Source organism: Sediminibacterium sp. FW305-C-269 (assembly GCF_058231045.1).
On the sequence record NZ_JBIQXQ010000001.1, the window covers coordinates 1,092,696 to 1,113,908 of the forward strand.

General features: G+C 41.1%; 20 protein-coding genes. 16 read left to right on the forward strand and 4 right to left on the reverse strand.

Going from position 1 to position 21,213, the window contains the following annotated elements; translation table 11 throughout:
* Positions 1–255 precede the first annotated feature (255 nt).
* Genes ACH3Y6_RS04680 through ACH3Y6_RS04690 form a run of 3 tightly spaced genes read left to right on the forward strand, consistent with a single transcriptional unit; the run spans position 256 to position 9,205 of the window.
* The gene (locus ACH3Y6_RS04680; RefSeq protein ID WP_490834422.1) at positions 256–6,147 is read left to right on the forward strand and encodes an Ig-like domain-containing protein; all 5,892 of its coding nucleotides are present in this window, start codon (positions 256–258) and stop codon (positions 6,145–6,147) included.
* A gap of 10 nt (positions 6,148–6,157) precedes the next feature.
* The gene (locus ACH3Y6_RS04685) at positions 6,158–7,096 is read left to right on the forward strand and encodes a PorP/SprF family type IX secretion system membrane protein (RefSeq protein ID WP_490834423.1); all 939 of its coding nucleotides are present in this window, start codon (positions 6,158–6,160) and stop codon (positions 7,094–7,096) included.
* 3 nt (positions 7,097–7,099) lie between these two features.
* The gene (locus ACH3Y6_RS04690) at positions 7,100–9,205 is read left to right on the forward strand and encodes an OmpA family protein (RefSeq protein ID WP_490834424.1); all 2,106 of its coding nucleotides are present in this window, start codon (positions 7,100–7,102) and stop codon (positions 9,203–9,205) included.
* A gap of 245 nt (positions 9,206–9,450) precedes the next feature.
* Here the strand turns inward: ACH3Y6_RS04690 and ACH3Y6_RS04695 are convergent, their stop codons facing one another.
* Both ACH3Y6_RS04695 and ACH3Y6_RS04700 read right to left on the reverse strand, forming a co-directional pair.
* Positions 9,451–10,065, reverse strand: coding sequence for a hypothetical protein (locus ACH3Y6_RS04695; RefSeq protein WP_490834425.1), 615 nt, complete (start codon positions 10,063–10,065; stop codon positions 9,451–9,453).
* Positions 10,066–10,247: 182 nt separating this feature from the next.
* Entirely contained in the window at positions 10,248–10,718 is a 471-nt protein-coding gene (locus ACH3Y6_RS04700) for an OB-fold protein (RefSeq protein ID WP_490834426.1), read from the reverse strand.
* A gap of 171 nt (positions 10,719–10,889) precedes the next feature.
* On the opposite strand from ACH3Y6_RS04700, the gene ACH3Y6_RS04705 reads away from it, so the two are divergent.
* A complete protein-coding gene (locus ACH3Y6_RS04705) occupies positions 10,890–11,471 on the forward strand; it encodes a sigma-70 family RNA polymerase sigma factor (RefSeq protein WP_490834427.1) in 582 nt (193 codons plus the stop codon).
* A 5-nt stretch (positions 11,472–11,476) separates the two neighbouring features.
* Positions 11,477–11,737 (forward strand): anti-sigma factor family protein, encoded by a 261-nt coding sequence (locus ACH3Y6_RS04710; protein WP_490834428.1) that lies wholly within the window; start codon positions 11,477–11,479, stop codon positions 11,735–11,737.
* Positions 11,738–12,195: 458 nt separating this feature from the next.
* Here the strand turns inward: ACH3Y6_RS04710 and ACH3Y6_RS04715 are convergent, their stop codons facing one another.
* Together ACH3Y6_RS04715 and ACH3Y6_RS04720 are read right to left on the reverse strand one after the other, a co-directional pair.
* Positions 12,196–13,326 (reverse strand): hypothetical protein, encoded by a 1,131-nt coding sequence (locus ACH3Y6_RS04715; RefSeq protein WP_490834429.1) that lies wholly within the window; start codon positions 13,324–13,326, stop codon positions 12,196–12,198.
* Positions 13,307–14,065: an NRDE family protein gene (locus ACH3Y6_RS04720; RefSeq protein WP_490834430.1), complete on the reverse strand. Its 759-nt coding sequence runs from the start codon at positions 14,063–14,065 to the stop codon at positions 13,307–13,309. The genes ACH3Y6_RS04715 and ACH3Y6_RS04720 overlap by 20 nt, the downstream gene beginning before the upstream one ends.
* Positions 14,066–14,315: 250 nt before the next feature.
* Between ACH3Y6_RS04720 and ACH3Y6_RS04725 the strand changes: the two genes are divergently transcribed.
* From ACH3Y6_RS04725 to ACH3Y6_RS04775, 11 genes are all read left to right on the forward strand, one after another.
* Positions 14,316–14,999: a phosphopantothenoylcysteine decarboxylase domain-containing protein gene (locus ACH3Y6_RS04725; RefSeq protein WP_490834431.1), complete on the forward strand. Its 684-nt coding sequence runs from the start codon at positions 14,316–14,318 to the stop codon at positions 14,997–14,999.
* Positions 15,000–15,084: 85 nt separating this feature from the next.
* Positions 15,085–15,663 carry a hypothetical protein gene (locus ACH3Y6_RS04730; protein WP_490834432.1) on the forward strand — a complete coding sequence of 193 codons (579 nt, stop codon included), beginning with the start codon at positions 15,085–15,087 and terminating at the stop codon, positions 15,661–15,663.
* Positions 15,664–15,844: 181 nt separating this feature from the next.
* Positions 15,845–16,318 carry a thioredoxin family protein gene (locus tag ACH3Y6_RS04735; protein ID WP_490834433.1) on the forward strand — a complete coding sequence of 158 codons (474 nt, stop codon included), beginning with the start codon at positions 15,845–15,847 and terminating at the stop codon, positions 16,316–16,318.
* A 6-nt stretch (positions 16,319–16,324) separates the two neighbouring features.
* On the forward strand, positions 16,325–16,549 hold the full coding sequence (locus tag ACH3Y6_RS04740; protein ID WP_490834434.1) for a hypothetical protein: 225 nt from the start codon (positions 16,325–16,327) through the stop codon (positions 16,547–16,549).
* 3 nt (positions 16,550–16,552) lie between these two features.
* Positions 16,553–16,927 (forward strand): thioredoxin family protein, encoded by a 375-nt coding sequence (locus tag ACH3Y6_RS04745; protein WP_490834435.1) that lies wholly within the window; start codon positions 16,553–16,555, stop codon positions 16,925–16,927.
* A 69-nt stretch (positions 16,928–16,996) separates the two neighbouring features.
* On the forward strand, positions 16,997–17,455 hold the full coding sequence (locus ACH3Y6_RS04750) for a DUF6789 family protein (protein ID WP_490834436.1): 459 nt from the start codon (positions 16,997–16,999) through the stop codon (positions 17,453–17,455).
* Between the two features lie 243 nt (positions 17,456–17,698).
* A complete protein-coding gene (locus tag ACH3Y6_RS04755) occupies positions 17,699–18,265 on the forward strand; it encodes a YceI family protein (protein ID WP_490834437.1) in 567 nt (188 codons plus the stop codon).
* A 317-nt stretch (positions 18,266–18,582) separates the two neighbouring features.
* Positions 18,583–19,167: a peroxiredoxin-like family protein gene (locus ACH3Y6_RS04760; protein ID WP_490834438.1), complete on the forward strand. Its 585-nt coding sequence runs from the start codon at positions 18,583–18,585 to the stop codon at positions 19,165–19,167.
* A gap of 61 nt (positions 19,168–19,228) precedes the next feature.
* Positions 19,229–19,789 (forward strand): peroxidase-related enzyme, encoded by a 561-nt coding sequence (locus tag ACH3Y6_RS04765; RefSeq protein ID WP_490834439.1) that lies wholly within the window; start codon positions 19,229–19,231, stop codon positions 19,787–19,789.
* 10 nt (positions 19,790–19,799) lie between these two features.
* On the forward strand, positions 19,800–20,303 hold the full coding sequence (locus ACH3Y6_RS04770) for a hypothetical protein (RefSeq protein ID WP_490834440.1): 504 nt from the start codon (positions 19,800–19,802) through the stop codon (positions 20,301–20,303).
* A 46-nt stretch (positions 20,304–20,349) separates the two neighbouring features.
* Positions 20,350–21,201 carry a helix-turn-helix domain-containing protein gene (locus ACH3Y6_RS04775; protein WP_490834441.1) on the forward strand — a complete coding sequence of 284 codons (852 nt, stop codon included), beginning with the start codon at positions 20,350–20,352 and terminating at the stop codon, positions 21,199–21,201.
* The last annotated feature ends 12 nt before the right edge of the window (positions 21,202–21,213 follow it).

Sequence of the window (21,213 nt, forward strand, 5' to 3'; positions counted from 1 at the left end):
GCAACCACTCTGTTGTTGGGACAAGTATGAACGCTCTGTTTATGCTTCGATGGGTTCAATCATGTGTCTGTATATAAAATTGAACGACTTCTCTGTTCAGAATTGTCGAAACTGGACAACGTAGTACGAAATTATAATGGCAAGTGGTGTTCTTTTGCGCACTTGTAGACGATCCAATCTCCCGAGCCATCCCCCCCGGTTTTCTGATATGTACGGTCTTACATCTGATTTTAATAATAATTGAAAAAAGGATTCATGCTTAATTATTCAACCACTTCAAACCCTGAGATCTTGAAAAGCAGTATTGCCGGTTCCATCCGGTTGAAGACTCTGCTGACCTGGCTGGCAGCCCTTTTTCTGTCGGTAAATGCCTATGCCGGAGTGTCAGTGAATTTTAATAAAGTGTACAAAGCGGTGGGAAGTTCATATGGCGCCCAGACAAATACTGCAGCCATTACGACTTCTATAGCGGGAACTAATTTTAAGTTTGAAGATCCCAATCAGCCCAGCTCCTTTGTCGGAAACTATGTTAGAGGTATTTTAACATATACCGATGCATCCGGTCAGGTGCAGACTATTTATGGAGAAATTAACCGGAGAGCAAAGACTGGAGGTTCGGGAGATAATACCACCTGTTTTTATATGGTGGTAATCTCCAATAATAATTTTGTCAGTCCGGTCTATTCAGGTGAAGCATATCTGCTGATACACCCCGTAAATGGTCCAGCGAATATATCAGATAATAGTAATGTTGCTACTTCTTCAGATCCTATCGCTTCGGCATTGAACGACATGTTGGCTTTACAGCCCAATATTACTGCTCAGATGTCTACCGCTACCCAAACCGTTTGTTTAAATGCGGCAGTTACCCCATTGCAACTTACAGCTACCATCAGCAGTGGTACCCTAAGCCAGGTTAGTTGGTATAAGAATACAACGAATTCTAATGCGGGTGGTACATTGATCAGAACTGTTAGCTTAACGGGTACCAGTCAAACGATTTCTTATACACCAACCAGTACCTCTGCGGGTGATTCTTATTATTACGCGATCATTACAGGTAGTTCCGGACTCAAAGCCACCAGTGATGTTTCCGGGAAAATTACCGTTCTTGATCTACCTACAATCAGTGGTGTAACAGGTACTTTATCCATATGTTCCGGTTTGACCACTACTTTAACGGCAGCATCAGCAGCCAGTACGCCTACCTATAAGTGGTATACGGCAGCAACAGGGGGTACCTTATTGCAAACGGGGGGGGCATCTTATACAACAGCAGCATTGACCACTACCACCAGTTTTTATGTGGATGTAACAAATGCAGCCGGCTGTGTTTCTGCATCAAGGACCGCCACGACTGTTACAGTAAATGCGTTACCGACCATCAGTAATGTGACAGGTACTTTATCTATTTGCACCAACCAGACGACAACACTGGTTGCTTCCTCCGCGGCCCAGTCGCCAACCTATAAGTGGTATGATGCAGCAACCGGCGGCAATTTGTTATATACAGGTGCGGCTTATACAACAGCAGCATTGACCACCACCACGAGTTTTTATGTGGATGTGACCAGTGGTGCCGGATGTACTTCTGCATCAAGAACCTCAACTACTGTTACAGTAGTTGGCGGATCAGCACCAACCATTAGCAGTGTGACGGGTACAACAACCCTCTGTGCCGGTTTGACTACCACATTAACAGCTGCCTCATCAACCACTTCTCCTACCTTTTATTGGTATGATAATGCAGCCGGGGGCACACCGTTACATACCGGCGCAGTTTATACAACACCGGCTTTAAACGCCAATACGAATTTTTATGTTGAAGTGTCAAATTCAGGTGGATGTACGTCTACTCCGAGAACCGTTACTGCCATTACAGTTAATGCCTTGCCAACGATCAGCGGTGTAACGGGTACTTTATCTATCTGTTCCGGTTCAACTACTACCTTAACGGCAGCATCGGCCACCAGTTCACCTACTTATAATTGGTATGCTGCAGCAACTGGCGGTACTTCTTTATATACGGGTGCAGCGTATACAACCGCGGCATTGACCACTACCACCAGTTTTTATGTAGAGGTAACCAGTTCTGCGGGATGTGTATCTGCCTCCAGAACTGCGGTTACCGTTACCGTAAATGACTATCCAACGATCAGTGGTGTAACGGGCACTTTAGCTATCTGTTCCGGTTCAACTACTACCTTAACGGCAGCTTCAGCCACCAGTTCGCCTACTTATAATTGGTATGCTGCAGCAACTGGCGGTACTTCTTTATATACAGGTGCAGCTTATACAACAGCAGCATTGACCACTACCACCAGTTTTTATGTGGATGTAACCAATGCGGGAGGATGTACATCTGTATCCAGAACTGCAGTTACTGTTACGGTTAATGCCTTGCCAACGATCAGTGGTGTAACGGGTACTTTATCTATCTGTTCCGGTTCAACTACTACCTTAACGGCAGCATCGGCCACCAGTTCACCTACTTATAATTGGTACGCTGCAGCAACTGGCGGTACTTCTTTATATACGGGTGCAGCTTATACAACAGCAGCATTGACCACTACCACCAGTTTTTATGTGGATGTAACCAATGCGGGAGGATGTACATCTGTATCCAGAACTGCAGTTACCGTTACGGTAAATGCGTTGCCAACGATCAGTGGTGTAACGGGCGTTTTGGCTGTATGTTCTGGGTTGACAACTACTTTAACGGCAGCTTCTGCCACCAGCTCACCTGCCTACAATTGGTACACTGCAGCGACAGGCGGCACTTCCTTATATACGGGTGCAGCCTATACAACAGCGGCATTAACCACTACCACCAGTTATTATGTAGATGTAACCAGTTCTGGCGGATGTGTATCTGCATCGCGTACCCAGGTAACGGTTGCCGTTAATAATAAACCTGCAGTGTCTGTGTATCCGGCTACTGTTACTATTAAGCTGGGGAATGCTGCTATTCTTACCGCAGATGGCGCCAATAGCTACAGCTGGGTGCCGCTTACAGGATTGTCTGCATCTAATACGGCCAGTGTAACAGCCAATCCTGCCGTAACCACTACCTATACAGTTACCGGAACTTCTGCCAGTTCAGGTTGCACCAATACGGCCACTGTAACGGTTACCGTGTCAGCACAGACAAATCCGGATGTGAACGCCACGAATGTGAATGTTCCCGTAAATGGTAATGTGTCAACGAACGATGTGGTACCTGCCGGTTCAAGCTATGGTACACCCATACCGGCATCCGGTAATCCTTCAGGCGCTACAATTACAATGAATACGGATGGTACCTATGTGTTCAAAGCGATCCAGCCCGGTACCTATACTTACCAGGTTCCTTTGTGTGCACCTGGTCAGACATCGAATTGCCCTACCACATCATTGGTGATCACTGTAAAAGATCCGGCCCGTTCAGACAATCCCCCCGTTGCGAACCTGGATATCGTAACAGCTTTACCAGGAGTAACCACGATTTCGGATATACTGGCCAACGATAAATGCAGTAATGCAGGTTGCAGCCTGAATGCTTCCAGCGTAACGATCGTAACTGCTCCGTTGAACGGAACAGCTACAGTGAATGCGGATGGCACGATGAATTACACACCTAAAGCCGGATTCTTCGGTACAGACAGTCTGCGTTACAATGTGTGTGACAATGCCAGTCCTGCCAACTGTGCTACAGCCTGGGTATATTATACAGTACCGGCTGCCGACGCAGCTCCTCTTACAGTGGCAACAGATGATTATGCCAATACCTATGCAGGTGTTGCAACAAGCGGTAATATATTAACGAATGATAAGAATACAGGCGGTGCTGCCTTATCTGTAACTGCAAGTGGAACCGTACCTGCCAGCAAAGGAGTGTTGGTGATCAACACCGATGGTTCTTTCACATTCACATCTGCGGCAGGCTTTAGTGGCGCAATCGATGTGGTGTATACAGTGTGTGGAGGTACTCCTTCTACCTGTGCCCAGGCAACCTTGCACCTGCTGGTAAACCCACCTGCACAGTTGAATCCGGATGTGAACGCCACGAATGTGAATGTTCCCGTAAGTGGTAATGTGTCAACGAATGATGTGATACCTGTGGGATCAAGCTATGGTACACCCATACCGGCATCCGGTAATCCTTCAGGTGCTACGATCACAATGAATACGGATGGTACCTATGTCTTCAAAGCAACTCAGCCGGGCATCTATACCTACCAGGTTCCATTGTGTGTGCCTGGTCAGACATCCAACTGTGCCACTACTTCATTGGTGATTACGGTGAAAGATCCGGTTCGTACAGATAATCCACCCGTGGTCAATCTGGATATTGTAACAGCTTTGCCAGGTGAAACCACTACTACAAATGTGCTGGCGAATGACAAGTGCAGTAACATAGGGTGCAGCCTGAATACTGCCAGTGTAACGATTGTAACGGATCCTTTGAATGGAACAGCTACAGTGAATGCAGATGGTACCATTAATTATACACCTAAAGCAGGTTTTTCAGGTACGGACAGCCTTCGCTACAGGGTATGTGACAATGCCAGCCCTGCCAACTGTGCCACAGCCTGGGTATATTACACGGTACCTGTTGACACGGATCCAATTACAATAGCAGCAGATGACTATGCTTCTACCACTGTTGGTGCGGAAATCAAGGGTAGCCTGATAGCCAATGACAGGAACACAGCTAAGGCCAGTCTCACCGTAACTGCGATCGGAACCGTACCGGCTTCCAAAGGAGTTTTGGTGATCAATACAGATGGAACGTATACATTCACCCCGGCCCCTGGATTTTCGGGACCGATAGAAGTGGCTTACACAGTTTGTGGCGGAACTCCTTCCACCTGTGCAAAAGCTACATTATACCTGCTGATCGAGTATCCTAATGTTGATCCTCCTAAAGCAACTGGTGGCACTTATAATGCAGGAGATCCTTCCAATCCGGTGAATATCGGTAAAACAGTAAGCGCGCCGCCGGCTGGTTCCAAAACGATCTATTGCGATGTAAATGGCAATAATTGCAGCACTACGGTTCCGTTGTTACCTACCAAACCGGGTATCTACATATGGTGTGTAAAGAATATCGATACAATAAGTAATATCAGCAGCACACCTTGTGTGTTCGACACCATCCGCATATTGCCTACAGTTACCCCTGTAAATGCAACCTATGTGCTGGGCGGTATCGGTTTGCCCGCCAATATCAGCGGACTGATCAAAACCATCACAGCTGGCAGCAAACCTCAGTGGTGTGATGTGAATGGTCAGAACTGCACCACCACCGCACCTGCTTTGCCCAATAAACTGGGTGTGTATGTATGGTGTGTGAAAGCGGTAGATACTGCCAGTGGACTGGTTAGCACGCCTTGTAAATTTGATACGGTAACGATCATTGCCCCCCAAACGATCATGGAAGTCACCAAACGGTTTGAGTCAATCAAACTACAACCGGACGGAAGTTTCCTCGCCGTATTCAAGATCAAGACTACCAACCTGATGAATGTGAAAATGGATAGCGTGCAGGTAAAAGATGATCTGTCAAAAGTGTTTACCAATGCCAGTGATTATTCAGTAATCAATGTACAGGCAACGGGTACACTGGCGGCCAATGTCCTGTACAACGGATCAGGTGTCATTGACCTGGTAACGTTGCAGTCTTCACTGGCAGCCAACAAGTCCGATTCTATCACCTTGTCTATAAAGATCAATGCAAGTGCTACACCGGGTAATTATAACAACGTTGCGATCATGCAGGCAAATACGCCTTATGGACGTGCGCAACTGGCTTCTAATGATCCGGTAGCCAATGGCAGTGATCCGAATAACCGTTTAGCTACCAAATTCCAGGTACCTAAGCTGGATATCATCATCCCGGGAGGATTCTCTCCGAACCAGGATGGGGTGGATGACAAGTTCATCATCACCCGCCCCTTTGGAACCAGGATCGCCTTGCAGGTATTCAACCGTTGGGGTAACCAGGTGTACCAGAACAATGACTATAAGAATGATTGGGATGCACGTGGTTCAGGGAATTTCTTAGGACAATATGTTCCCGAAGGCACTTATTACTATGTGGTGGTTGCCACCGATGCAACGGGAATCGTACAAAAATTTGCCGGACCCTTAACTATTGTAAGATAAAAACTGAAAAATGAGCCAAAAAATATTCAAACAGATAGGAATCGGGTTGCTTGTAAGCCTCTGTATTACAGGTAAACTCCAGGCACAGACTGATCCTATGTATTCGCAGTACATGTATAATATGCTTGGGATAAATCCTGCGTATGCCGGAAGCAGAGAAGCCATCAGTCTGAACGCATTTTACCGTAAACAATGGGTTTCACTGCCCGGTGCACCACAAACCACTTCCGTAAGTGTTGATGGAGCCATCAATGATAACAAAGTGGGTCTGGGTATACAGTTATACGATGACCGCCTGGGTGTGGAAAAAGCTACCGGCTTCAATGCCATGGTTTCCACAAGGGTGCATGTGTCGGAGAAAGGTGTGTTGTCCGGAGGTTTATCCTTTGGTATGATGAATTACAGGACCGACCTGACCCAGGTGCCTAACCGTTTTACACCCGGCGACCCTGCTTTTTCTCAGAACTATAGCAAATGGATGGCCACTATCGGGGCAGGTCTGTACTATAATACCGACCGCTTTTATGCAGGTGTTTCTGTACCGAATATCCTGCGGACAAGGATCGCCACGCTTGACATGATCACATCGGGCATTCAAAAGGCAAATGACTTCCATATTTTCATTACCTCAGGTGTTGTGTTGGATATGTCAGATGAAGTGAAACTCAAACCATCGGTCCTGTTCAAAGCGGTATCTGGTGCACCCCTTCAGGCTGATCTGAACTGTAATGTATGGTTACGGGATGTCATTGGTCTGGGCGCCTCCTACAGAACAGGCGATGCTTTTGTAGGTATGGCCGAGTTACAGATCAATCCGCAACTGCGTCTGGGTTATGCATATGATGTTACCACTTCGCAGCTGAACGCTTTTAACAGGGGTTCTCATGAACTGATGTTCCGATTTGAATTCGGCAGGAATAAAACCATTAAATCCACAAGATATTTTTAAGATATGTACAAACTCATCCTTGCTGCGCTCTTGCTTCCCGTTTGTGTAGAGGCGCAAAAAAAGACAGAAGCAGCCCTTTCCGTTGCAAACCGGGAGTTCCACAGTCTGCGGTTCGCCTATGCTATCCCCTTTTTTAAGGGTCATCTGAAGAACCATCCGGAAGATACGGCAGCATTAACCAAGCTGGCTTATTGTTTCAAAATCAATAACCAGTACGATAGTGCCATCTATTATTATGAAAGAGCCAGCCAGCTCGGTTCGGTAAAGGGTAATCTCCTTCCGGAATTGTATGCCAGCACCGGCAACTATACAAAAGCAATATCAGCTTATCAGGGCCGTTTAGCCGATGCTAATAGCGGAGTGGATGCCAGGGTAGCGAAAGAGAGGCTTGCGGGTTTTACCAATCCGAAAGTTTTCATGAAGGATTCTCTCGATTATACCTTGTATTATCTGAGTGTCAATACCCCGCTCAACGAATTCAATGCTGCTTTGTATGAGAGCGGTTTCGTATTCGAATCTAACAGGGGCTCCAAAGTTACCGGTCGTAGCGAGTTCGGATGGGACGGGACTCCTTTCAGCAAACTGTATTACCAGCGAACATTGACTGATATCCGTACAGACAGTATCCGGCAATCGGCCTGGGCAGAGAAAAAATTAAGGAGAAGTATCACGGATTATACGTCTGCGATACCCAACGATAATAGCATACTCAACCCCAAGTTTGATTTCAAACAGTTTACCTATACGGCTGTTGATGTGCCCTTGTTTAGCAAAGAATTGAACAAAGGCGTGAATGTGGGAGCGATCAGTTTTGCTAACGAAGGAAAAGTAGCCTATTTCACCAGGAACCGGTCTGTTGGCAACGGCGTGAGTGAGCTGGAAATATGCAGGGCAGAAAGAACGGAATCAGGTGCCTGGACAAATATCACCCCGATGCCGTTTAATCAGAAAGCCCATTCTTATTTCCATCCGGCAGCAACGCCTGATGATAAAAGACTGTACTTCTCCACTGACCAGCCCGGAGGATTAGGCGGCACAGATATCTATTATGTTGAAAAAACAGAAGATGGTAAGTGGAGTGACCCCATCAATGCCGGTGCTGCCATCAATACCGCAGCAAATGAACTGTTCCCCACTTATTATGAAGGGATCTTGTATTTCAGCTCGAATGGGCATGCAGGCCTGGGTGGATTGGATATCTACCGCGTCAATGCAGCCGGAAAGCCAGAGAACCTGGGATACCCCGTTAATAGCAGCAGTGATGATTTCGGATTCTCGAAAAAAGAAAATACCGGATTCTTCAATTCTAACCGGTATGGAAGTGACGATATTTTTGAATACGCTTACCAAAAAGCCTTTGTGCAACTTTTCGGAAAGGCCACGATCAATAAAAATGCGGGAAAAGATATACGCGTTCGTTTGTATGATGGCGTTACCGGACAGCTCCTGGATAGCACGGTGACAGACCAGAATGGAAATTACCAGTTGTCCGTAAGACCAAACCAGGCATATAAGATCGTTGTTGACGACAGGAAAGGCCATGAGAACATACAGCCTGTTACTGCGGCAAACTATCGCAGCCTGGGTAAAAACAGGTATGCTCTTGAACAGGGAATACTGGATGTGACAGTACCTGTTATTGCTGCAGCACCCAAAGAGGAAGTGGTAAAACCCGCTGATGCCCTGCATTATATCGTTTATTATGATCTGGATAAATCAGATATACGTGCAAAAGACAGACTGGTACTGGATTCCCTGGTCAGCTATTTGAAGAGCCATCCAGCCATGCAGGCGGTGATCGGTTCTTTTACAGATTGTGCTGCCGATGAGAAATACAATATCGGTTTATCAAACAAACGTTCTGTTGCAGTAAAAAGGTATCTGCTCAATAACCGCGTGCCCGCCTCACAGATAGTAGAAAACCATTATGGTAAAAAATACCTCGTTCAGGACTGTTCTGATGCAAATTACGACAGTCTATTGCAGCTGGTGAATAGACGTTCAGAGATCTTTGTGACCGATAAGCCCAATAGCACCTGGGAAGACCTGAACAAATCGAATGATAAGACCCCCCGCTTTTCAAGCGAGAATTTCACTTCCCCCAAATAATAGCTGCAGATTTTGTAAAAAGTTCATAGCCGAAAGGTTATGAACTTTTTTTATGTTGGTATATCCGAACCTATTTCGGGATTGCCTCTTGTGCTAAGGTTAACGCTGATAATAACAACCAATTTCTCTGCAGTCGGGGAGAGCTTATGTATAGTCTGGCCCTAATGGGTTTACCTCAACGCTACAGAATCGAACTTGTATCTAAATTTCAGGAAACTTCTATTCTCTATTTTTTAAGAACTGTTCTATTGAATGGTGCCAAACCTTGTGCCTATGTAAAAAGAGATTCCATTTACGCGGCCCCCCTGGATGGTAGCGGGTGAGGCCCAATAGGACACGTCAAAATAAACCGTCTGGAAAAAATTTGACCTGGTTTTATATGCCAGCCTGCTCCCGCCTCTTGCAAATACATTACTTTCTCTCGCTACATCCTGTTTAGCGATGCTTGATACTAAATCAACCGTTACTCTGGGCTCACCTATATTTAAATAACCTCCGCCGCCATAGAATGAAATGAACCATTTATGATTTTTAAGGAAAATATTCTTTCCGCCGTTTAGTCCAAGCAGGAGGAGTGAACTGTTGGTATTCTGAAACAGAAAAGGAGAATTCCCGTCTCTAATTTGTTGGTCATATTTGAGGGCATTAAAATCAAAAACAGCCTGCGTATACCAGTTTTTCTTCAAAGCCATTTCAACACCCGAGTTGAAGGCAAGTGTTGACTGAACAGCATCCCTGAACTTTCCCTGCGGATTTATCGACCCGACGGCAGTTGTAAAAAATAATTTACCACTTTCCTGAGCCGGTAACAATTGGCTGCTGAATAATAGTATGATAAAGCCAATTAAGTTTTTTTTCATTTTTTGCAATTGGATTAGGTCGTAATTTAATTGAGAGTAAACTCATCTTCAGTGACTGTATAAGGGCATTCTTATCCGGTTTGATAGTATATAGCCAACCTCTGATGTATGCCAGTCAAATTTCAATACAGGAATCTAATCGATATGCGTGAAATCATCAATTTTATAAAATTCAGGGACTCTTACTTGACAATAGCACATTGAATCATGACAGCATGTTCATATAAATCAAGGTCTGCATCATAGCTGTTGCCGGCTGTAATGGCGCCTTTGATGTGTATGATATCACCTTCTTTTATTCCCGCTATTTCCGGGCTTGTTTTTAATGTAAATGTGCAACTGACACCGGCTTTAGCACCTTCCTCTTTTAAAATAATTACCGTTTCTCCAATTTGATTTTTGGATATTTTATTTACCTGGCCTTCAATGATCAGTATTTTAGAATTGCCATCCTGTGACAGGTATTTTGCATTAGCCGCATTGGCATCTGCTGAAAATTCTTGTATAAGATCTCTGGCTTTTAGTTCCGAAAATGCTTTTGTGGCCTGTACATTCCGATGCGGTTTAAACCACATATAAGTGCCTATACTGCCGGCTATTACCAATCCTGCCAGAATGACTAATCCGATTAACTTAGTTGTTTTCTTTTTCATAGTAGCTGCTTTGCTTTTATTTAATACATGACATATGGAAGATTCAACGAGTGCAGCTTTCGGTAAATGTATACCTATGTAGAGACGGCCGGCTACGCCAATCCTTACAGACAGGGTTTAAAATTTAGCGAATCAATTAAGGATAGCTTTTACTAATTTTATAAAAAAACAATGCCGCCAACAGTCCCCAAAAAAGAATATAAAGCTGATCCACACAAATGGCCGGAGCTTTACGGAGATATGCTTTATCAGCACGCATTACCGAGGATAAATGACAGTGTATTGGCAGAAGATCTGGTTCAGGAGACTTTTTTATCTGCATTAAAAGGATTGGATGGATATAAAGGCGAGGCATCTGAAAAAAATTGGTTGTTTACCATTCTGAAAAACAAAATAATTGATCACTATAGAAAGAAAGCTACTGAACAGCCTGTAGTGACGATGCCTGATTTGCAAATAGTGGATGAATGGTTTAATGAAGAAGGAGCCTGGGCAGAAAACAGCAAGCCGAAAGACTGGCAGGCTGCTGATGATCCTGTAGAAAAAAAAGAATTCCAGAAAGTCATTAATTGGTGTAAGGACCATCTTAAAGCATTACAACAACATGTCTTTACATTGAAATATATGGAAGATCTTGACTCTGATGAAATCTGTAAGTTATTAAATATAAGTTCGTCTAACTATTGGGTGTTAATACACAGAGCCCGGCTGCAAATGCGTGACTGCGTAGAAAAAAATTGGTTAAAAAAATGAGGAGTATGAAAAAGTTCATGATGAAGTATTTTATGGCTACTTGTAAGGAAGCTACATTCCTTATGGCAAAAAAGGAAGAGGGTAAACTCAGTTTGACAGAAAAAATGAAGCTGTCTATGCATACTTCTGTGTGTTCCTTTTGCAGGAAATTTGAAAAACAGACCATGTGGATAAGATCAGAGAGCAAGCAAGTTCAGGCCGAAGACAAATTACCGGTATTTACAAAAGAAAGAATGGAGAGAATATTAGATGAAAATTTGCATTGAATTGGAATAAAATTCCATTCGTGAACAGTTACGTTGGCATGCAGGATCTCTTAAACGAAAGTATTTAATTAAATCTGCTGAAATCAAAATATTCAGTGACATAGGATCAGCTCCTGCCTGAAGGAATTATTTTTGCCTCAATCGTTATAAATAATTAATTGATCAGAAAAGAGTGTAATAATACATTGGTCGTAAAAGAGGATACTGAGTCCATGGTTGATGGAGTGGATAATATTTAAACCTGCACATTATCATTTCTTACAACATTTCGTAAATTATGCTTGTGAAGTTGGCAGGGTATAATGGTTAAGAACCATTCTCTCTTTTAGGGGGAATCATTCATCAAAACGATAAGTGCTGTTGTAAACGCGTTTTGTTTTACATTGGTAATGGCAATTGAAAATAGCCACTTTGCTGGTTTATGCCGATTGAAATAAACTATGAATTTATCGCACTAGCTATCTTGCCGTAGTAAGGTTTAACAAAAGTGGTTGCTTTTGATATTCCTGTGAATGCAAATGAAATTGAATATGATCCAGCTTTTTAACGTACTGTGAATTTTCTCTGAACATATTCATACCTTGCCTGAAAGATAAATTAGAAAACCCTCTTTTTCTGTTCTGAATGGATACCTGGAAAAGCAATTCCCAATGTCGGATAATTTCTTTCCATGCAAAGAATAGGGAATGTGCAGGATCGTACATATGTGTTGGCTCACTGCCAGCGCCATTCAGTTCTATAATGCTCCAGTTTTTATCTTCGGCCAATTCCTCAAAATTGTTAAATCTTATATCAAGTCGCCCGAAATAAAAACCATTAATTTGTTGACAGGCGTTATCAATGACCGATTCGATTTGTTTGTTCTTTTTATAAGAGCTGTCGAGAAACAGAGAGCCTCTTACATGGTTTCCATATGGTACCAGGATTTTTTCTACACCTTTTCCCGGAATGCTATCTATACCATCTTCTAAATTTCGTTTGAGTACCGGTAATTGGAGAATATAACGGGGATTACTGCTCAATAACTCCCTGATGGTACTTACGCCATCGCCAGTTATTTTTAAAAACTCCTTTTCAACTATTCCCGTTATTTTACCTTTTTTTTCATTTGGTAATCTTACATAAAAGATGCCTATTTCTTTTGGATAAGGTATAAAAGGCTGCACAATAAAATCAACGGTAAATGCTTTAATCGCATTAATGAATTCATAGTTGTTATGCACTTTTAGCACAGCCTTGCCCTGCATCCCGATATTGGGCTTAATAACAAGTGGATATTGTAGACCATTATTCTTTACCGCCTCTTTTATTTTGTCAAACGGATGGCCGGCTGAAAAAAATAAGGTAACTGGTTTGTACTTTTCCGGAATCAGTTGGTCAATATCACTTTTGGATTCCATCAGAAAACCGGCATTTTTGATGCTTGGGTTGGATGTACTAAAAAAGAAAACCGATCTCGCTCTAATACAATACCATAACCATACAGGATAGATCGGGAAATACACCACATGGAAGGGCCAGAATTCCCAGTTCATTAATCTGATAAAGAAGGGTGAAAATTTAATTTTTTTAAGCAATGTTACTTTCATTGATTGACCGGGGGTTAATATGCGGCATATTCATTAAATCATACTGAAGTATCGATTCAATATTTTGTATTAAGTCTTTGTGGTATAGCTGAACCTTTTTTTGTTCTATGCAAAGTGAAGTAATACTGGTTGTTGAGATGCTGTTTTCTCTTGATATTAATAATCCATATTCTTTGTTACTTGTATGAGTATTTCCATGAAAATTCAATATATTTTTTTGAGTAATAGCAGCGTGTTGCTGAAGCCAATTGTTAAACCAGCTATGTCTTTCTGTGATCATGATTTTGTCATATAGGGTTACGGATGACCAGATATGAGCTTTTTGTTTATCAAGTAGTTTGATTATCAGTCGTTCGCCATTCCACTGTATCTCCCTTAACACAGATTGTTCCCATAGAATCAGGGTAAAATGTTCAATACCAATAAGCTGATAGTTTTTTAATGCATCTAAGGGTGAATGGTGTTGAAATATGTCAGGTAATACGCGACCTCTGCTTTTTCGATAGGAAGGCATCGGTTTGTGTTTCTCTGCCGCACCATTTAACAATACGCCGACATCGCCATATTCATTACTGATAAACCAGGTGCCACCAGCTTTACTGTCTTTGGGAAAAGCCAACTTTCTATTATTTACCTGATAAAATTCCGGATAGAAGGCAATGCCGCGACTAATATGTTCGTCTCGGTTTGAAGTGAGAATTATCCCGGTTTTAGTAGGAATGTAAGTTACCGTACACATGAATGATCCGATTCTTTTGCTGTTTGTTGAATGCTATAATGAAGACGGAAAGTTGTCAGTTACCTTACAAATGAAGAGCTAAAATAGAAAACTGCAAAGACATTACATATTTCTTTTCGCAGGATAGGGTCAGGAATATTCGAACAGACTATTGAGAAGGACCCTTTATCAGCGATAACTTTTACGGACTTCTTTATCCAAATAGAAAGGAACAACGTATTGTTACGTCTTAATATGTGAAAAACACTTTATGGCTATATCTTCTTTAAAGAACAAAAATGTATTGATTACTGCTGGCCCAACCAGAGAAGCTATTGACCCTGTTCGTTATATCAGTAATCATTCATCTGGTAAAATGGGCTACGCTTTAGCCGAATCATTTTTATATAAAGCGGCAAAAGTGGTATTGGTTAGCGGACCGGTAAACATCCACTTGCAACATCCCAATTTAACAATTGTATCAGTTGTTTCCGCTGCAGAAATGTATGCTGCCAGCAGCCTTTATTTTAATGATATTGATATTGCGGTGTTTGCTGCAGCGGTGGCAGATTATAAGCCGGAACTGGTTCCTGAAAATAAAATCAAGAAAACAGGAAAAGAACTTTTTATTAAATTGATCAAAAATCCTGATATAGCTTTCGAGTTTGGTAAAGTAAAAGGGAATAAGCAGATTTCTGTTGGGTTTGCGTTAGAAACAGACAATGAAATGGAACACGCTAAGGATAAATTGCTAAAAAAATCATTTGATTTAATTGTACTAAATTCCATGAATGATGCAGGAGCAACTTTTGAGCATGATACCAACAAAATAACAATCCTGAAAAAAGAGGGTTCTGTACATCGATTCCCTGTTAAATATAAAACCGAAGTTGCCAACGATATTGTAAAGGAAATTGAAGCGGCTATTGTTCAGCAACAAACCTGTATTGTATAAAAACTGAGTGGTTTTTTTATCTTTTCTACAAAACGGTCATAATGTTATGACCCCCTATAATAAGCGTTGACATAAAATGATGATAGTGTTAAGTGGAATTTTTATTGGTTTCTATGGCTATATTTTTCCGGGAAATATTAACCTGATGATTTTGGAATTATATACTTCAAAAAGACATGGTTTTTTCATATGCATGCTGGCGCTGGTGATAGTATTTGAAAGCATTTATTGTCTTGGATCGCTTCTGTTTATTGTCAACCTTAAAAACAACAATAGGCTCTTTTTATGTATTGAATCTGTATCCTATATGGTACTTCTTGTTATGGGTTTATGGATGTTATTGGAAAGAAAAGGTAATAATAATCAACCTCATAAAAACACCATCGTTAGAGGTCTCCTTGCTGTAATAATCCACCCCCAACAAATTCCTTATTGGCTAATTGCAGGTAGTGTATTAACCGGCTTACTGAACCTGATTCCCAATAACTGGACCATCTTTGCATTTGTCTTTTTCAATGCAGTGGGAACTTTATTGGTAATGCTGACCTATGTGTTTTTAGGTAAAAAGCTATTGGATTACTTTAAAATGAACATTTTTATACTCAATAAAGTTATGGGCCTGGTATACATTTTACTATTCCTATCGCACATCTTCCGAATATAATTAAATGCCTTAGGTGCGCAGCAACTAAGTTGAAACATCGGTTGTGTCAGACGCGCAACATTATTTCAAGTTATTTTACATCATTTCCGATCTGAAAAGAGTAATTACGCTGGTTCCGTTACCTGTTTTGCATTTTTATCTGTAAGGATTATTACTATTCATAGTCTTTACAATAAAAAGTATGCGTAATAAGATCCTACTGTCCGGTCTGGTGGTATCCATAACCATTCTGTTTTTTGCCTTCATTCAACAGGATGATAATGAAAAAAATGAAGCCATTAATGAGCCTGTTAATAAGTCTGGTATCCAGTTTATGCCAGCTGACTGGAGTAAAGCTTTAGCTGAGGCAAAAAAACAGCATAAATTGATTTTTCTCGATGCCTATGCCTCCTGGTGTGGTCCTTGTAAATTATTGAAGAAAAAAACTTTTCCTGATAAGTCTGTCGGAGATTTTTTTAATGCAAACTACGTTAACGTAGCCATTGATATGGAAAAAGGCGACGGGCCTTTCTTAAGTGAAAAATTTGAAGTTAGTGCATACCCGACCCTGATTATAGCCGATGCTGACGGTAATATTGTTACTTATACAAGAGGATATATTACGCCCAAACAATTGATTGAATTTGGCGAATATGGGATAAAACATAAGAAATAATAAGGCATGTCAACATTATTAACAGAGCTCGGTCTTTACACTTATGAAGCTTATCTGGGAAAATTTGAAGAATGGGTTAAGGGGGAAATAACAAGTTCTGTACTTCATTCAGAGGCTTTAGTGGAATACACAAAGTTAAATTGGATAAGAACCCGGCGCATTCATAAAACTATTTTAATAAACCCGGCGTTAAAAACGGCAGTTGAAAAAATCAAGCATTATTATACCTAGATTTTGCTTACTGAAGCATGGTGTGGGGATAGTGCACAAAATTTGCCTGTTATTGCTGAGTTGGCGAAACTAAATACCGATAAAATAAAGCTGTTTATCCTGCTTCGGGACGAAAATTCTGAATTAATGGATCATTATCTTACCAATGGCACCCGGGCAATACCCAAATTGATAGCGGTAAATGAAACGCTGAGTAAAGAGGCATTTCTATGGGGGCCCAGGCCATTGCCGGCACAGCAAATATTTAACGAATGGAAAATGAAACCTAACGGTAAAAGCCGGAATGATTTTGAAAGAGAACTGCACGGATGGTATACAAAGGACAGATCTGTTACTTTACAAGCCGAATTTCTTGAAATATGTAAACAGTTGGAATAGCAGGCAGAAACTAATAGATAGCAAAAGTGTCAGGTATTTGACAATATCCCGTCATAACCAGAAAGAGATATGCAGAACAAAATTCAACAATCGGTTTTCATTGGAATAGTTGCTACTATCGCCATGACTCTTTTCATGATGTTGGGTAGTGCTGTGGGGATGCCTAAAATGAATCCACCTGCAATATTGGCTGGAATGATGGGTATTCCGGTTTTATTGGGATGGGCTATTCATTTTTTAATAGGCATCGTATTTGCAGCCGGCTATATTTTCTTTTTCAATGACTGGTTAAAGAAAATAGCAGGCAAAATAGCCAGGGGAGCTGTTTATGGTATCGTTGTATTTATCATAGCTCAGATCGGATTCCCGCTAATGACTGTTTTTTCCGGAGACCCAGCCACAGTTCAACCCGAAGGTTCAATGCTATTGATGATCATAGGGAGTGTTTTTGGGCATGTGCTTTTTGGGATAGGCATTGCTATGTTAGTTAAACCTGTTATTCCATTGACAAAACAGATAGTAAAATGAGTAATGGTGTCAATTGTGATTGTGGTAATGGGTGTGACAACAGAAGGCCCAAATCTTTCTGGACATTTTGCAATATCAAATCTATAGTTATAATAATGTTTGTGATCTGGTGGCTGATAAGTTCATTGTTTAACTAATGCTTTAGTTCAGTTACATATGTTGAAGAAAAAACAAAATGTATAAGATAGGCTCAGGTGTAAGGTTTTATCCAGTGAAAAGTCAATAATAATAAAATAAAAAAACATGAAAAAGAGTATCCTTTCTGCAGTATTCGCAACCATTTTAGCAATAGGTGTTAATGCCCAGGCCAAGTATGTAACCAGAACAGGCCAGGCTACTATTTATTCGCATACGGTTGCCGAAGACATCTCAGCCACTAATAATACGGTTACCGGTGTCATCAATACTTCTACCGGCGATATTGCCATTTCGGTACCGGTACAAAGCTTTTCTTTTGAAAAATCACTGATGCAGGAGCATTTTAACAATACCAATTTCATGGATTCAAAACAGTTTCCGAAAATTAGCCTGAAAGGGAAAATCTCTAATCTCACAGCAGTTAATTTCGAAAAAGATGGTACTTATGAAGCTGCTATAACCGGCGATCTGACAATTAAAGGTGTTACAAAACCCCTTGCAGAGAAAGCGCATATTACAGTGAAAGAAGGGAAAGTGTCAGTGCATTGTAAATTTATCGTGAAAGATATTACTGCTTATGGAGTTGGTAAACCAATGGGAAAAAAGAAGAATAATGTGGCTGATGATATCGAAGTTAACTACATCGCTGCATACGATAAAGGAGAGGAATAAAGACACTGGGCGGTCTGATCTTCTTGCCGCTAAAGAGTTGCCTGCTATAATAGGCAGCTCTTTATTACTTACATCTAATGTTTAGATTATTAAATATATTTTAGGATTGTTTTTTAATAATAAAATCGGCACCTCAGCATGTCAGATAATTTACTTTCAATCAATTCTTCTGAATATCCTGAAGAGGGGGGAATAACAAAGAAGAAGCTCCCGCCATTGGGGTCTGCCGGGTGATATGCATTTCGAAATAGGAGACTAATAATCTTCAATAGCATAATGTGTTTAATACTAATTAATGTAAATAAAATAGTAATAACATGAAACTTTATTTAACCATCTTTTTATTAGCGATCTTACCATTATTTTCTTTTTCACAGCTATCGCTCAGCGGTCTTCAATTAAATGATAAGGCCCCGGAATTTTCCGCAAAAGACCAGCAGGGTAAATTAATTACGCTTTCAGCAGAATTAAAAAAAGGGGCTGTTGTGATGGTGTTTTACAGGGGGCAATGGTGCCCTTATTGTAACAGGCAATTGAAAGGACTCCAGGATTCATTAAATTTTATAAAAGAAAAAGGAGCTGGCCTGATTGCTGTTTCTCCTGAAAAGCCGGAGAATATTTCTAAAACTGTTGAAAAAACAAAAGCTTCTTATCCGGTACTTTTCGATAACGGGTTGAAAATAATGAAAGATTACCAAGTGGCGTATGCCGTAGATAGCGGTACGGTAAACAAATACAAAACATATGGTATAGATTTTCATGAGGCAAACGGAGCTAATGGTGCGACGCTGCCTGTACCTACGGTTTATATAATTAATAAACAGGGAGTGATTACTTTCAAGCATTTTGACCCCGACTATAGAAAAAGAGTGACTGTTCGGGAGATTCTATCGCATTTATAATTGCTGATCAGTTCATGCATTGTAAGAAAAACAACGGTTTCTCGTCTTAAAAGACAGCTTTATGGCAAATATTACAGTGATCCCATTTGAGGAAGCTACCGGAAAGCTCAAAAATATTTATGATGACCTGATTAAAAAAAGGGGTAAACTGGCGGCTGTGCATACCATACAAAGCCTGAATCCTGATAGTATTATTGCCCACATGGAATTGTATATGACGATTATGTTCAGTCAAAGTCCCTTATCAAGGGCGCAGAGAGAAATGATAGCGGTGGTGGTATCAGCGGCCAATGGTTGTGAATATTGTCAACAACATCATGGTACGGCTTTACATAATTATTGGAAGGATGAATGGAAGGTACTAAGGCTTCGCAGGAATTATGAAACAGCAGGATTGGACGAAACGGATACTTTGCTATGCAGGTATGCTATTGATCTTACCCTGTACCCAGATGACTTTGATGATGAAAATAAAACAAAGGAATTAAAGCGGGCAGGCTTAGATGACCGGGCGATACTTGATGCCACATTAGTAGTATCTTATTTCAATTTTGTAAACCGGATAGTATTGGCATTGGGTGTTGCGTTAGAAGAAAAAGCAGGCGAAGGGTATAAATATTAAAATTTAAAAAATGACAATACAGCAATCTGTTCATGTTATTCTCAATCAACTCGAAGATTCATTATTGCAACTTACGGATCAGCAATATTGTCAAAAAATAGATACGCTTTCTGGTGCCAGTATCGGACAGCATGTGCGACATGTAGTGGAGATGTTTGTATGCTTACAGGAAGGTTATAAATCCGGAATTGTAAATTACGAGAAAAGAAAAAGAGATATTGTCATTGAAACATCCCCTGAGATAGCTATTAATGTAATGCACCACATAAATGTATCATTGCATGAGAAGAATAAGCCATTGATACTTGAGGCCGGATTTGATGAAAACAACTTTGAACTAAACCGGATACCAACTAATTATTTTCGGGAAATAGCGTATAACCTTGAACATGCCATTCATCATATGGCATTGATAAAAATCGGCATTCGGGAAATTTCGAATATCGGATTGCCCGATAATTATGGCGTTGCATCCTCTACTATCAAATACAGAAGCCAGCTGATGTCGAAATAGACATTTGTTTTAAACAGGGATCTCTAACACCAGAATTCCCAATATCATGCTAAAGAGTTTCTATAATTCAAAAGTTGAAGCCAGGTTCATTTTGTGTGAAAATGAATTGCGTACGCCCCCCTTTGATAAGAGTAAAAAATATCTACGGATTATCTGGAACAGATCGCTGCGCCCTATCGAATTTTGGGTTGATGAAAAACCTGTCATATTACTGCCAAGCCATTTGATCTGTCTTACATACTTACAATATATTCATATAGCCGATACAGACGCATATTACTCTGCGGTATTATTCAACCGCGAGTTTTATTGTATTCATACAAACGATAAGGAAGTGTCCTGCAATGGGCTTCTGTTTTTTGGATCAGATGTGACTCCCGTAATATACCTGGATGAAAGTGAAAGTATGACGCTTGGCTATTTGTTTACCGCATTGAAAGAAGAATTTGATATCGAAGATAATAACCAGGAAGAAATGTTGCGGATCTTACTGAAGCGGCTGATTATACGCTGTACAAGGGTGGCAAGAAGACAATGGTTTCGAAGTACGGCATCCTTAACCGATGTTGATACCGTCAGACAGTTTATGGTGTATGTGGAAGAATATTACAAAACACTTCGTAAGGTAAGCGATTATGCTGCTGTCATGCATAAGTCGCCCAAGACAATCACAAATACATTCAGCCTTTTTTCGGATAAGACACCGTTGCAGGTCATACATGAAAGAATCGTTCTGGAAGCAAAAAGGCAACTTCTTTATACTGATAAGTCGCTGAAACAAATTAGTCGTGAGTTGGGATTCCAAGATCCGGCCCAATTCAGCAAACTCTTTAAGAATATAGAAGGCCAAAATGCAGCTGACTTCAAGAGAAAGCACCTGCAGCCGGTTTCCGGGTAAAATTGACAAGTG